Here is a 13,148-nt window from a genome sequence, read left to right as displayed (position 1 = left end):
AGATAGCCCGGCCACAGCGACACCGAATTGGTCACTGTGGCCGCGACCGGTGGAAAATCCGGTGGTCAGCCCAGCAATTCGGCTATGGCCAATAGCGATTCGTCCCGCTCGGGAGCCGCCAACAGGGAAAGCCCGAGCGGCCGCCCGTCGATCTTCGCGACCGGCACACTCAACGCGGGAGCACCACAGACCGGCGCGAGACAGGTGAGTCGCACGAGGGCGGCCCGATCCGCCGCGCTTCCCGTCGCTGTTTCGGTCGCCGGCGCCCCCGCGGGCGGCGATCCGGCGGTCGACGACTCAGTCGGCGATGCGGTCGCCGACCGGAGGCCGAAGTGCCCACCAGGTGATCCGGTCATCGCCGAACCGAGAATCGGCGGCGCGGCCGTGGGCGCGCTCGGCATTGCAAGCACACCGTCGGGGCCCAATCCGCGCAGAATCCGATCGGCAGCGGCGCGCAGGATCGCTCGGGCTGCGGCCGCGGCGTCGGCATCGACCTCGGCGGCCACGGCGAGACGTGCGGTCACGCCAGGCCCGAAAGTCGGTCGCTCGCGGCGAATCCAGTCGCCGTGCACCGACCACACCTCGGCCGCCTGGACCGTTGCGAAGGCCGCCCGAACGTGCTCCCATCCCCCGGTCTCGAACAGCGGGGTAGTGTCCAGCGCCAATTCCGCCGCCAATATCTCGATCGCGGGCAGCACGGCTGCCCGCACCACGGGCGCGACCGGCAGGTCGATCGGAAACCACAGCCGCCGAGGCGATTGCGCCGGCGGCGCGTCATCCAGCAGCAATGCCACGGCGGCGCGCATTGTCGCCACGTCACGTGTCAGTAGACCCGGCACATCGAAAGATGGTGCCAGCGGGACGATTCCGGTGCGTGGTGCGCGAGCGTACGTCGGCCGCAATCCGTACAGGCCGGTGTAGGAAGCCGGTACTCGAATCGATCCTGCGGTATCGGTGCCGAGTCCCAGGTCGGCAGCCCCGGCCGCCACCGCGACGGCACTGCCGCTGGAGGATCCACCCGGAACCCGTCCGGATGCCGCGGGATTCTCCGGTGTGCCGTAATGGTGATTCGTGCCGGCCAAGCTGTATGCGAGTTCGTCGGTATGGGTCTTGCCGACCACCGTGAACCCGGCCCGCAGCCGCGCGACCGCGAGCGCGTCATGTGCGGGCACCGCGTGCGTGGTCAGCCAGCTGGGGTGGCCCGCACCGGTGGGCAGGCCCGCCACATCGATGACGTCCTTGACCGCGAGCCGCTGTCCGGCAGGCGCCGCGGTCACCGGCAGCCACGGCACGAATCCGTTCCCGACCCCGCCGCGCGCGCTCACAGATCCTCCAGATGACTCTTGCTGATACAGCAGTGCACGCCTTTCACCACGTCCACGACCTGCGAGATCCGGAAATCCGCCGCGGCGCTGAGGTACGCGAGCGCGATCGCGGGCGGTATCCGGTACCGCTCGCCGAGGAAGGTAATCGCGTTGCGGGTCGCCTGTTTCACGGCCTCGTCCAGATCGGTATCGAGGCCGAGCAGTAGATGGTCGGTCGCGGTCTCCGCGTACGGAAGGGCCAGTGCGGCAGCCATTTTCCTGGCACCGGGATCGGCATGCAGGGTCAGCCGCAGAGTGGCGCGCAGCGGTGCCTCGAAGGCGGTGAGCGCCACTTCGCCGTCGCCCATGGCGAAATGCGGATCGCCCGCATAGAACATCGCATCCGGAACCTGTACCGGAAGATACAGTCGCGCACCGACTCCCAGCATGCGCACGTCGATATTGCCGCCGTGCGGACCGGGCGGCACCGAGTGCACCGACTGCTCGGTGGCCGCGGCGACGCCCATGATGCCGAGAAACGGGTCGAGCGGAAAGCGCAGCGCGCGACCGTCGCCGATATCGATCACCCCGCGCCCGGCGGCGTCGACCGTGGCGATCGTGCACACCGGCGGCACCGGACCATCCCGATGGACGGATGCGGGCTGCGGAAACTCCCCCGGCAGCGCGCCCTTGCCGTGCCGATTACTGATCACCCCATATGGCGCGCGCCGCAGCAATTCGAGCACCTCGACTTCCAGCACATCGCCGGGACGCGCACCGCGCACCGCGATCGGGCCGGTCACCACATGCGGGCCGTGCACCGCTGGATCGTGTACGACCGACCGGGCCACCGTTGCGGTATCGCCCAGAATCTCCGATATCCCGCTCGCCCCGAAAAAGATCGCCGGATCCCGGCCCTGATCCTCCAGGATGCCCTCGTGGCTGATGGTGTCCAGACACACAGCGGTACCGGAATCGACCGTAAGTACCGGCTGGGCAAGGGAGTTCGGGAGCAATCCCCAGAAGATCCGGTCCGGATCCGCGGGAAGGTATACGTCTCCGGACCGGGCACCGGCACCCGACTGTAGTAAATTCATGGCATCCGATCCGACGATTGAGCAGTGGATCGTATACAACCATTGCTCGGGCCCGGCCGCCACCGCTGACGACCGCGGGCGGATCGCTCGAAACAACACGACTACGCCCGCTGTGGGAGCCATGTGAGCAGCACCACCCAGCGGATGACTCCGCAACAAGTGTGCCGAGCCATCCGCGACGACATCATCCGCGGCGTCTTCGCACCGGGTCAAAGACTCACCGAGGACACGCTCGCCGAGAGCTACGGCGTATCGCGAGTACCGGTGCGCGAAGCGCTGCGTGCCCTGGAGGCCGAGGGGTTCGCCCTTTCCAGGCCCTATGCAGGCACCTTCGTCGCCGAACTGACCGAGACCGACGCCGCCGACCTGCTGGAAATCCGCGCCCTGCTGGAACCGCTGTGCGCGGGGCGCGCCGCTCTGCGCCGCACTCCGGAGCAATTGGGCAGGCTCAAGGAACTCACCGCGCTCGGGCAGGATGCCGTCCGCGACGGCCGGCTCGACGAGCTCACCAGACTGAACAGCCGATTCCATCAGGTGCTCGCCGAGGCCTCGGGCAGCACCCTGCTCAGCCAGCTGATCACCCAGCTCAGTTGGAAGATCGCCTGGGTATATGCGGTGGAATTACCGAGGCGCGCCGAGGATTCCTGGCAGGAGCACGAGGAGATCTGCGCCGCGCTCGACGCACGCGACCCGGATCGGGCCACGCAGGTGGTCACCGCACATATCGCCCACGCCGCCTCGGCATACCGCAGGCGCGACCGCACTGCCGATTCCGCACCGCAGCAAGATCCGTAACGCAGCCGTCGCATTTTCTGCGGCGCGACGAAACATGTAGGTCGTATACAACTCATGTCCCGTACTGCTTCCGGAGGTTGCCAATGGCGGATCTGCTGCTCCGTGACGCCCGCATAGCCGACGACACGGCGCTAGTCGATATCGTCGTCGACCAGGGCGTCATAGTCCGGATCGGCCACTTGCCCGCCGATCGCGCCGACTATGAAATCGACTGTGCCGGACGCGTCGTCATCCCGGGTCTGATCGAATCCCATCTGCACTTGGACAAGGCGCTGCTCGATCGCGAACGACCGAATCTCGACGGCACCCTTGCCGGGGCCATCGCGGTCACCGGCGAACTCAAGCGCACCTTCACCCGCACATCGATCCGCGATCGCGCGCGGCGCATTCTCGATCTCGCGATTACCAACGGCACCACGACAATTCGCGCTCACCCCGATGTCGATCCGATCATCGGCCTGCTCGGCATCGAAGCACTGCTCGAACTGCGCGAGGAGTACCGCGGCCGAATCGACCTGCAGATCGTCGCATTTCCGCAGGAAGGCATCCTACGCGCCCCCGGCACCGTCGCCCTGCTGCGCGAAAGCCTCAGTCGCGGAGCCGATGTCATCGGTGGCTGCGCCTACAATGAGGCGACCGTCGCCGACTGCCGTCGCCATGTCGATCTCGTATTCGAACTGGCCGCGGAATTCGATGTCCCGATCGATATCCACGCCGACTTCGCCGATGATGCGACCGACCCCCGCTTCGCCCTCGCCGACTACATCGCGGAGGTGACCGCACACACCGGTATGAGTGGCCGAGTTGCCCTGGGCCACATGACTTCCCTCGCCGGACGACCACCGGACCAGCGCCGGGAAACCCTGACCCGGTTGGCCGAAGCGGGCGTCGCGGTGGTGCCGTTACCCGCCACCGATATGCATCTCGGTGGGCGTACCGATACCACCAATATCCGCCGCGGTATCGCACCGATCCGCGAACTCTGGGCCGCGGGTGTCACTACCGCGTACTCCTCCAACAACATTCGCAATGCCTTCACTCCCTATGGCAACGCCGACCTGCTCGACATCGGCCTGTTCCTGGCGCAGACCAGCCACCTGTCCACCCCCGCTGACCTGACTCGGGTCCTGGCCATGGCCACCACCGAGGCCGCCGCCGTCATCGGCATCGGCGACCGCTACGGCATCCGTCCCGGAGCCGCCGCGGATCTGGTGGTCCTGTCCACCCACCGCGTTGCCGACGCCATGCTCGACCGCCCGGACCGCTGCTATGTGATCAAAGCCGGCCGAATTGTGGCTCGCACCAGCCGAACCCACGAGCTGTTGCCCGTCACCAACCCACCGCGACCGGTGGCCTGTTAGAACATCAACCCAACGAATCCGAAGGCACGACCGACTCGGCGCGGAACGTTCGGCGATATGCCAGCGGTGCGACGCCGATGGAGTCGTGCAGATGCTGGCGTAGTGAACTGCCGGTGGCGAAACCGACCTCGCCCGCGATGCGGTCCACGGTCATATCGGTCGATTCCAGGAGCTGGCGGGCGCGGAAGACGCGCTGTTGGATGAGCCAGCGGCCCGGGCTCATGCCGACCTCGTCGCGGAAGCGGCGGGCGAAGGTGCGCTTGCTCATGCGGGCCTGGGCGGCGAGATCGTCCATGGTCAAAGGTAATTGGAGATTCTCCAGGGCCCAATGCCTGGCGGCAGCGGTGCCCGCCGAGGTCGACGGCGGCACCGGCTGTTCGATGTATTGGGCCTGGCCGCCATCACGCCACGGTGGCACGACGCAGCGCCGCGCCACCGTATTCGCCACCGCGCTGCCGTGGTCGCGGCGCACCAGGTGCAGGCAGAGGTCGATCCCGGCCGCCGCGCCCGCCGAGGTGAGCACGTCATCGTCGTCGACGTAGAGGACATCGGTATTCAGTCGCACCCGTGGAAAGGTGCGCCGGAACAGCTCGGCCACATTCCAGTGCGTCGTCGCGGGACGACCGTCGAGCAATCCGGCGGCGGCGGTCACGAATGCCCCGGTGCAGATCGACACGATGCGGGTACCGGGCCGGATCCGCGCGAACGCCGCGGCCACCGGGGTCGGCAGTGCGCCACTGAGCGTCATATCGATATCGCAGGCCGGAATGACGACGGTGTCGGCGCTGGCCAGCGCTCGGCTGTCGTGCTGGACGGCAATGGCGAAATCGGATCGGCTCGGCACCGGTGCGCCATCGATCGAGCAGGTGCTCACGTCGTACAGCTCGGCGGCGCTGCCGAAGACCCGGCTCGGGATGCCGAGTTCGAACGGATACACCCCGGCTAAGGCGAGCACCACCACCCGATGTCGCGCCGAATGCCCATTCCAGGTAGCGACCATGGCACGATCATATCGAATATTGGCAATCGTGCCATTTTCTGGTGCCGTCGCCGACGGCAGGCTGAACGACATGAACGACACCACTATGCGCGCGATCAGCCAAGACGTCATCGGCGGACCCGAGGTCCTCACCGAAGTCGAATTGCCCATCCCGACGCCCGGTCCCGGCGAGATCCTGATCCGGATGCGAGCAGCCGGTCTCAACCCCACCGATTGGCGGCATCGCGGCGCCTCCGGGCTCTTCCTCGGCGAACCGCCGTTCGTGCTGGGCTGGGATGTGTCGGGCGAAGTGGTGGCCACGGGTATCGGTGTCACCCTGTTCGAGCCGAGCGACGAGGTCTTCGGCATGCTCCCGTACCCGTATGGCCACGGCGCCTTCGCCGAATACGTCGTCGGCCCCGCTCGCGCCTTCGCCCCGAAGCCGATGAACCTGGACCATATTCAGGCCGCGGCGATCCCCCTGGCCGCCCTCACCGCGTGGCAAGCCCTCGTCGACACCGCGAAACTACAAGCCGGACAGCGCGTCCTGATCCATGCGGCGGCGGGCGGCGTCGGACACTTCGCCGTTCAGATCGCCAAGGCGCGCGGTGCTCACGTCATCGGCACCGCGAGCGCGGCCAACCAAAAATTCCTCCGCGATATCGGCGCGGACGAGATGATCGATTACCGCACAACCGATTTTGCCGAGACGGTCCGCGATGTCGATATCGTGCTGGATTCGATCGATGACGAGAACAGCCTGCGCTCCCTGCGCACGCTCCGCCCGGGCGGCCTGCTGGTCTCGCTTCGCGCCTTCGGAGCGACCGAATTGGCCACCGAGGCGAAGCAATTGGGAGTCCGGGCCGTGCGCATGCTGGTGGAGGACGATCACGCCGGAATGATCGCGCTCGCGGAACTCGCCGAATCCGGGGCGCTGCGCCCGGCCGTCGCCGGGGTCTTCCCGTTCGAAGAGGCGGCGAAGGCGCACGCACTCGGCGAAACCGGTCGCACTGTAGGCAAATTGGTGCTCACGGTGCCGTGAACGACAGTCAGCCTTTCTTGCCCGTGGCTGATCAGTATGTCGGCGCCCCACCAAGTCAGGCGACCCGCGATCGCCACGTATAGGAAGATCGCGAAGTACACCAGGCTCGCGCCGTAGTCGGCAGCCCAGCCGGGCATCCGATTCACCGTCGCGAATGCGGCGATGAGCAGGATCAGTCCGGTCGCGACCGCGAGCGGGGCAAAGGTGCTGTTCAGGTCGGTTGAATCGCCGGGATGCTCGTCGGCAAGGGATCGACTCATGATGGCTGGTCTCTTTCCGGGCGGGACAAGTTCTCGGTGCGGAGGGAGCCTGATCGGGCGGCCGCGGCGGTCTGTCGCGGCGCTCGATTCGCATATCGAGCAATCGAACCGCAATCGTTACACCGCAGATATCGACAGCTACGATCAGTTGCTCCGAACCCAGAAAACGAGATCAGCTAACTGACGGCAATCGCCAATCGGGCGTATCGGACTCGGCTGCCATCACCTCGGGTTTGCGCCATCGGAATTCCTCCACGACAACCCCGCCGTTCGGCCGCGTTTGTGGCGTGCATCACATTCGAGACCTACCATCCGAAGGATGAGCAATGTTGTGAAGGCTGTCCTAGAAGGTGGGCCGAAAGACTTGCCCGCTCGCATCGTTCCGATCACGCCGCCCGGCGTCGAGCTCAAAGTCGAATACCGCGGCGGATACGAGCACTTCAAGGTCACCAATCGGGAGGCCGATACGCCCGAGGGGCGGCTGCGGGTCTACGAGTGGTCCGATCGGACCCGAATCGCGGAATAACCAGTCCACATTGGGTGCGAAACGCACTCGGGGCGGTCCGCATCTCTGCGAACCGCCCCGAGGCACCGGTCGATGATGTCCGGTGTCAGTCCTGTTCCAGCTGGGCGCCGACCTCGTCGGAGATGTCCACGTTGGTATAGACGTTCTGCACGTCGTCGCTGTCCTCGAGCGCGTCGACCAACTTGAATACCTTGCGCGCGCCGTCGACATCGACGGCCACCGACACCGAGGGCTGGAAGCCGGATTCGGCGGAGTCGTAATCGATTCCGGCGTCCTGCAGCGCCTTGCGCACCGGGATCAGATCCGACGGTTCGCTGATGACCTCGAAGGACTCACCGAGGTCGTTGACTTCCTCGGCACCCGCGTCGAGCACGGCCATCAGCACGTCGTCCTCGGACAGCCCGTTCTTCTCCAGGGTCACGATGCCCTTGCGGTGGAACAGGTAGGAAACCGAACCCGGGTCGGCCATATTGCCGCCGTTGCGGGTCATCGCAACGCGCACCTCGCCCGCGGCGCGGTTGCGGTTGTCGGTGAGGCATTCGATCAGCACCGCGACACCATTGGGCCCGTAGCCCTCGTACATGATGGTCTGCCAGTCGGCGCCGCCAGCCTCTTCACCGCCGCCGCGCTTGCGGGCACGCTCGATGTTGTCGTTCGGAACCGACGACTTCTTCGCCTTCTGGATGGCGTCGTACAGCGTCGGATTTCCCGCCGGGTCACCGCCACCAGTGCGGGCCGCCACCTCGATGTTCTTGATCAACTTGGCGAAGAGCTTGCCGCGCTTCGCGTCGATCCCCGCCTTCTTGTGCTTGGTGGTGGCCCATTTGGAGTGGCCGCTCATTCCCTACTTCCTCCAGTCGACAGCACGTCTGATCGTGCGCACGGTACCCGCACCGGCCGGGTAGACAACTCTGCCAGCCTACTCGGCCGGTTACCGCGAATTCCTGAGGGCGACTACTCGGCGCCGCGAACCAGATCGACGAACATCCGGTGCACCCGCAAATCGCCGGTGACCTCTGGATGGAACGATGTCGCGACGACCTTGCCCTGTCGCACCGCGACGATGCGACCGGCGGCCGGTCCACTCGGAACAGTCGCCAGCACCTCGACGCCCGTGCCGACCCGCTCCACCCACGGTGCCCGGATGAACACCGCGCGCACCGGGCCATCGGTCAGCCCGGCGAACTCCAGATCGGTCTCGAACGAGTCGACCTGACGGCCGAAAGCATTGCGCCGCACCGTCATATCGATACCGGACAGATGTTTGGCATCCGGTCGGGTGTCGAGCACTTCGGAGGCGAGCAAAATCATTCCGGCACAAGATCCGAAGGCGGGCATACCTTCCCGCAGCCGCGCGCGCACCGGTTCGAGGAGTTCGAAGACCTCGAGCAGCTTGCTGATCGCGGTCGACTCGCCACCCGGCAGCACAAGTGCGTCCACCGCGGCGAGCTCGGAGGTGCGGCGCACCAGCACCGGTTGCGCACCGCATTCCGCGAGCGCCGCGACATGTTCGCGCACGTCACCCTGCAGGGCCAGCACGCCGATCTTTGGCCGGTCGGGACTGCGCTGCGCGCCCGTTGCGGGCGAGGCGACCGATGCGTTCACGCCATGAGCTTACGAGGCGCGCCGCTGTGGCCCCGCTCACGGTATCTGGTGCGCCACCGACGCCGGTGTCGGACTCCGCAGGACACGGCCGGTCGCGATCGCCAGCCGACGAAGCTCATCCGGCCGGGGTCAGCTGGTGAATTTGCAGCTCTGGTAGCCGGTGCTCACGTAGGTACTGGTGCCCGGATCGAGGTAGATCGAATCCCCTTGACCGTCACTGCGCGCGTACAGCCAGACCGTCGCATTCGTCTGGTTGTCCGCCGCTCCCCGGCCGATCGCTATGTTGTAGGTGCGGTACTCGTCCGGATTATCGATCCGGTCCGAATAGCCCGATCCGTTCTGGTAGGAAAAGCTCCCGACAGCCACATTCCTGCCTCCATTCTTGACGCATGAAACCGTCGTTCCTGGTCGGCGACTTCTTTGCGCGGCAGTCTACGAGCCGCCCGATCAAATACAGACCGTTCGGAATTTCCCAACACTGGGAAAAATGTCGTTTGGGCGCTCACTACCCCCGCAATGTGCGAATCAAGCCCTCTTGAACAACCGCCGCGACCAACTCGCCCGCGCGGTTGAAGATCTTGCCGCCGGTCAGCGCACGACCGAAGCCCGCGGACGGGGAGGACTGGTCGTATAGCAGCCACTCGTCGGCGCGGAACGGACGCAGGAACCACATGGCGTGATCGAGCGAGGCGTTCTGGGTCGGTTCGTCGGGGTGAGTGACCTTGGAGGAACCGAGCAGGGTCATATCGCTCATGTAGGCGAGGGTGCAGACGTGCACGACCGGGTCGTCGGGCAACGCATGCCGGTAGCGGAACCACACCTGCTGCGGGGAGACCACGCCGTCGCGGCGGGTCACCACATCCTGCGGCACGGTGCGAATATCCCAGTGCTCCCATTCGCGCATCGCCCACAGCCGCTCGGGACTCATCGTGGTGCTGGCGTCGGGCAGCTCATCCGGGCCCTGCACCGGCGGCATCTCGTCCTGATGTTGCGGACCCGAGTCACCGAGATGGAACGACGCCGACATGGTGAAGATCGCGGCCCCGTCCTGGACGCCGGTGACCCGGCGGGTGCAGAAGGACCGGCCGTCGCGGATCCGCTCGACGAGGTACACGGTCCGCTCTTCCGGATTGCCCGGCCGCAGGAAGTATCCGTGCAACGAATGCACCTGGAACCGCGGCTCCACCGTCCGCACCGCAGCAACCAGCGCCTGGCCGGCAACCTGTCCGCCGAATGTGCGCACGAGCTGGGTCTTGGTGGAAGCACCACGGAAGATGTCCCGCTCGAGCCGCTCGATCTCCAGCGCCTCTTCGATTGTCGCCATGGGGCCGAGATTATCCCGAGCGCCGACGCGACCTGTCGGTGACCTCTCGGCAATGGCCGCGTCCACCGCCCAGAACCGGGTTCGCGAGCATCGTTTGATGGAATGGATCGGTGCCGCATTTCGATCCGATCACCCCGGACGGCCTGGTCGAACTCGTCGTCAACCGCGTCCGCGAGCTGGCCGGGCGGGTGCTGATCGCCGTCGACGGCGCCGACGCGGCCGAACCCGTCACGATCGCGAACCGCATCGCCACCGCACTGCGCGACACCGGACGCACCGCCGAGGTCGTCGCACTGCACGACTACATCCGCCCCGCCTCGCTCCGCATGGAATTCGGTCGCACCGACGAAATATCTTATCGCACCGCCTGGTTCGACTACGCCGCACTCGACCGCGAAGTCATCGGCGCGCTACGCAACGACGACCGCTGGCTCCCCGCGCTGTGGGACGAGGCCCGCGACCGCTCGGCCCGCTCCCCCATCCGCACCGCCGCCCCCGACACCGTCCTGTTCGTCGCCGGTCCCATGCTGTCGGGCCGCGGCCTCGAATTCGATCTGACCGTCCACCTCGACATGTCCGAACCCGCCCTACACCGCCGCACCCCACCCGATGACCGGTGGACCATCCCCGCCCTGCTCCACCATGACCGCGACAATCCCAGCGCCCCAACCTTTTTCATCCGCTGGGACCACCCCGATCGTCCGGCACTCCGAATAGACGACACCGCCCATCGATAGTCGTAACCCATCCGAGAACACCGGCCGCCCTCCGCTCCTCTGCAATCTTTGTTGGGAGACAGCCATTTCCAGGTCCAACTCGACGTCGACATTTATATAGTTAAATGCGCATATCCGAGTATCGATATGTATTGCATTTCGGCAATCCAACCACTTCCAGGAATTCGTCCGGCCGCAGTGGATGCGAATCCTCAGAAAGGGCAAGGATATTCGCGATATGAGACGCAGCGAGGCGGCGAGCGTAGTGCTCGCCGCCTCGAATCACCCACTCCCCCGGCCGAACCCACTGCGGTCGGGATCAGGGTCAGCCGCAGGCCGTCGACTGCTGACCGAGATTGGTCAACATGGTGCAGGCCCAACTCTTTTCGACCTTCCACTTGCCGTCCTCGGCGACAAAGGGCACATCGACGATGTTCTCCTGGCCGTTGATGGTGAACTTCGCCTTGGCATTGAGCGCGTCGCCGAACGCGCTCACCTCGGTGACCTCGGCCTTGGCGCCCGCCTGCTGGTAGGCCTGCGCCAAGCGGTTCGGCAGTTCCGGATCCGCGGTCGCACCCTGCACCAGGTCCAGCTTGTCCGAGTTCGGCACCGACGGGTCGAGCGCGCGGAGCAATTGGGCGTTGAGGTCGGTGACGCTCGGGGTCGGCGGGACGCTCGCATTCGACTTCGTGACGCTGGTGGAGGTCTTGGTCGGCGTGGTCGCGGTCTTCGAGTCATCGCTGCCACACGCGGACAGGCTGAGCGCGGCCACGGCGGCCAGACCCGCGATCGCGATACGTCCGGTCTTACGAAGCTTCAACTGATCATCCTTTGCCGTTCGGACAGGTCCGTGACCCCGACGGCGCCGCGCCAACTGCCCACACGGCCGCCGATGTGCACCGAATTCCGAAGCTAGCCACCAACTCTGTGGCGGGCATAAGACAACTGTGAGGGCCGCGACAGCATCTCCCCCTCGTCATCGCCCAGGACGAGCGACGCCCGCGGCAGTGGGTCGAACCCTTTGCCGCGGGCGTCGATTCGGTTCAGCGGTACGCGGGCTCACCAACCGCGTTCGGCAAGCCGGTGGTCGACCGGCAGCTCCTCGACATTGATGCCGACCATGGCCTCGCCCAGACCGCGCGAAACCTTCGCCAGCACATCCGGGTCGTCGTAGAAGGTGGTCGCCTTGACGATGGCGGCGGCACGCTCGGCCGGGTTGCCGGACTTGAAGATGCCCGAGCCGACGAATACGCCCTCGGCGCCGAGCTGCATCATCATCGCGGCGTCGGCGGGGGTGGCGATACCGCCCGCGGTGAACAGCACCACCGGCAGCTTGCCGGTCTGGGCGACCTCGCGCACCAGCTCGTACGGCGCCTGCAGTTCCTTGGCGGCGACGAACAGCTCGTCCTCGGGCAGCGAAGACAGCTTGCGGATCTCGGCGCGAATCTTGCGCATGTGGGTGGTGGCATTGGAGACGTCGCCGGTACCCGCCTCACCCTTGGAGCGAATCATGGCCGCGCCCTCGGTGATCCGGCGCAGCGCCTCGCCCAGGTTGGTGGCGCCACAGACGAACGGCACGGTGAAGTTCCACTTGTCGATGTGGTTGGCGTAGTCGGCGGGGGTCAGCACCTCGGATTCGTCGATGTAGTCGACGCCGAGGCTCTGCAGAATCTGCGCCTCCACGAAGTGGCCGATGCGCGCCTTGGCCATGACCGGGATGGAGACGGCGGAGATGATGCCGTCGATCATGTCCGGATCGCTCATTCGGGAGACGCCGCCCTGTGCGCGGATATCGGCCGGAACACGCTCCAGGGCCATCACCGCGACCGCGCCGGCGTCCTCGGCGATCTTGGCCTGCTCGGGGGTGACGACATCCATGATCACCCCGCCCTTGAGCATCTCGGCCATCCCGCGCTTCACGCGGGCGGTGCCGATGGTGTTGGTGGTCTCGGGCGTGGTCACGGCAAACTCCTGAGTCATGTGCGCCAATCGGGTCGCTTGGAACTAACGTCACCGATTCTAGGCGGGCCGATCAGGCCACTTGATAGCCAGTTGGGCGGCACTGGCCTTGCCCCGACCAGCGTGTCTGCGCGGCGTCCGCGGCGACTGGACCTATCGGAAGGTGTTCGGGAGCTGACA

At 66.2% G+C, this 13,148-nt stretch carries 14 protein-coding genes; 5 read left to right on the top strand and 9 right to left on the bottom strand.

What is annotated here, in order from left to right; genetic code table 11:
- Positions 1 to 65: 65 nt before the first annotated feature.
- Together ACQP1T_RS14625 and ACQP1T_RS14620 are read right to left on the bottom strand one after the other, a co-directional pair.
- The gene (locus ACQP1T_RS14625; protein WP_433760721.1) at positions 66 to 1,325 is read right to left on the bottom strand and encodes an amidase family protein; all 1,260 of its coding nucleotides are present in this window, start codon (positions 1,323 to 1,325) and stop codon (positions 66 to 68) included.
- The gene (locus ACQP1T_RS14620) at positions 1,322 to 2,401 is read right to left on the bottom strand and encodes an acetamidase/formamidase family protein (protein WP_433760719.1); all 1,080 of its coding nucleotides are present in this window, start codon (positions 2,399 to 2,401) and stop codon (positions 1,322 to 1,324) included. The genes ACQP1T_RS14625 and ACQP1T_RS14620 overlap by 4 nt, the downstream gene beginning before the upstream one ends.
- 123 nt (positions 2,402 to 2,524) lie before the next feature.
- On the opposite strand from ACQP1T_RS14620, the gene ACQP1T_RS14615 reads away from it, so the two are divergent.
- On the top strand, positions 2,525 to 3,196 hold the full coding sequence (locus ACQP1T_RS14615; protein WP_433760717.1) for a GntR family transcriptional regulator: 672 nt from the start codon (positions 2,525 to 2,527) through the stop codon (positions 3,194 to 3,196).
- 83 nt (positions 3,197 to 3,279) lie between these two features.
- Positions 3,280 to 4,557, top strand: a complete 1,278-nt coding sequence (locus ACQP1T_RS14610; protein WP_433760716.1) for an amidohydrolase family protein — start codon at positions 3,280 to 3,282, stop codon at positions 4,555 to 4,557.
- A gap of 4 nt (positions 4,558 to 4,561) precedes the next feature.
- Here ACQP1T_RS14610 and ACQP1T_RS14605 read toward each other — a convergent pair whose 3' ends face one another.
- The gene (locus ACQP1T_RS14605) at positions 4,562 to 5,557 is read right to left on the bottom strand and encodes a GlxA family transcriptional regulator (RefSeq protein ID WP_433760715.1); all 996 of its coding nucleotides are present in this window, start codon (positions 5,555 to 5,557) and stop codon (positions 4,562 to 4,564) included.
- Positions 5,558 to 5,627: 70 nt separating this feature from the next.
- Here ACQP1T_RS14605 and ACQP1T_RS14600 point away from each other — a divergent pair, with 70 nt between their 5' ends.
- Positions 5,628 to 6,578 carry an NADP-dependent oxidoreductase gene (locus tag ACQP1T_RS14600; RefSeq protein WP_433760714.1) on the top strand — a complete coding sequence of 317 codons (951 nt, stop codon included), beginning with the start codon at positions 5,628 to 5,630 and terminating at the stop codon, positions 6,576 to 6,578.
- A 579-nt stretch (positions 6,579 to 7,157) separates the two neighbouring features.
- Entirely contained in the window at positions 7,158 to 7,364 is a 207-nt protein-coding gene (locus ACQP1T_RS14595; protein WP_040692396.1) for a DUF5988 family protein, read from the top strand.
- A gap of 85 nt (positions 7,365 to 7,449) precedes the next feature.
- Here the strand turns inward: ACQP1T_RS14595 and ACQP1T_RS14590 are convergent, their stop codons facing one another.
- The 4 genes from ACQP1T_RS14590 to ACQP1T_RS14575 all read right to left on the bottom strand — a co-directional run bounded on the left by ACQP1T_RS14590 (position 7,450) and on the right by ACQP1T_RS14575 (position 10,293).
- Positions 7,450 to 8,205 carry a YebC/PmpR family DNA-binding transcriptional regulator gene (locus tag ACQP1T_RS14590; protein WP_433760712.1) on the bottom strand — a complete coding sequence of 252 codons (756 nt, stop codon included), beginning with the start codon at positions 8,203 to 8,205 and terminating at the stop codon, positions 7,450 to 7,452.
- A 113-nt stretch (positions 8,206 to 8,318) separates the two neighbouring features.
- On the bottom strand, positions 8,319 to 8,969 hold the full coding sequence (pdxT, locus tag ACQP1T_RS14585) for a pyridoxal 5'-phosphate synthase glutaminase subunit PdxT (protein WP_433760711.1): 651 nt from the start codon (positions 8,967 to 8,969) through the stop codon (positions 8,319 to 8,321).
- Positions 8,970 to 9,098: 129 nt separating this feature from the next.
- Positions 9,099 to 9,335, bottom strand: coding sequence for a hypothetical protein (locus ACQP1T_RS14580; protein ID WP_062988896.1), 237 nt, complete (start codon positions 9,333 to 9,335; stop codon positions 9,099 to 9,101).
- Between the two features lie 139 nt (positions 9,336 to 9,474).
- Positions 9,475 to 10,293 carry an acyl-CoA thioesterase gene (locus ACQP1T_RS14575; RefSeq protein WP_433760709.1) on the bottom strand — a complete coding sequence of 273 codons (819 nt, stop codon included), beginning with the start codon at positions 10,291 to 10,293 and terminating at the stop codon, positions 9,475 to 9,477.
- Between the two features lie 110 nt (positions 10,294 to 10,403).
- Between ACQP1T_RS14575 and ACQP1T_RS14570 the strand changes: the two genes are divergently transcribed.
- Positions 10,404 to 11,030: a hypothetical protein gene (locus ACQP1T_RS14570; protein ID WP_433760707.1), complete on the top strand. Its 627-nt coding sequence runs from the start codon at positions 10,404 to 10,406 to the stop codon at positions 11,028 to 11,030.
- Positions 11,031 to 11,334: 304 nt separating this feature from the next.
- Here the strand turns inward: ACQP1T_RS14570 and ACQP1T_RS14565 are convergent, their stop codons facing one another.
- Both ACQP1T_RS14565 and pdxS read right to left on the bottom strand, forming a co-directional pair.
- Entirely contained in the window at positions 11,335 to 11,829 is a 495-nt protein-coding gene (locus ACQP1T_RS14565) for a hypothetical protein (RefSeq protein ID WP_433760706.1), read from the bottom strand.
- A gap of 239 nt (positions 11,830 to 12,068) precedes the next feature.
- The gene (gene pdxS / locus ACQP1T_RS14560) at positions 12,069 to 12,971 is read right to left on the bottom strand and encodes a pyridoxal 5'-phosphate synthase lyase subunit PdxS (RefSeq protein WP_040692437.1); all 903 of its coding nucleotides are present in this window, start codon (positions 12,969 to 12,971) and stop codon (positions 12,069 to 12,071) included.
- Positions 12,972 to 13,148: the final 177 nt, after the last annotated feature.

The sequence above is a fragment of the Nocardia sp. CA-135398 genome (genome assembly GCF_050955845.1).
GTDB lineage: Bacteria > Actinomycetota > Actinomycetes > Mycobacteriales > Mycobacteriaceae > Nocardia.
The sequence above is the reverse complement of the archived record's forward strand: the minus strand, read 5'-3'. Positions and strand labels throughout refer to the sequence as shown.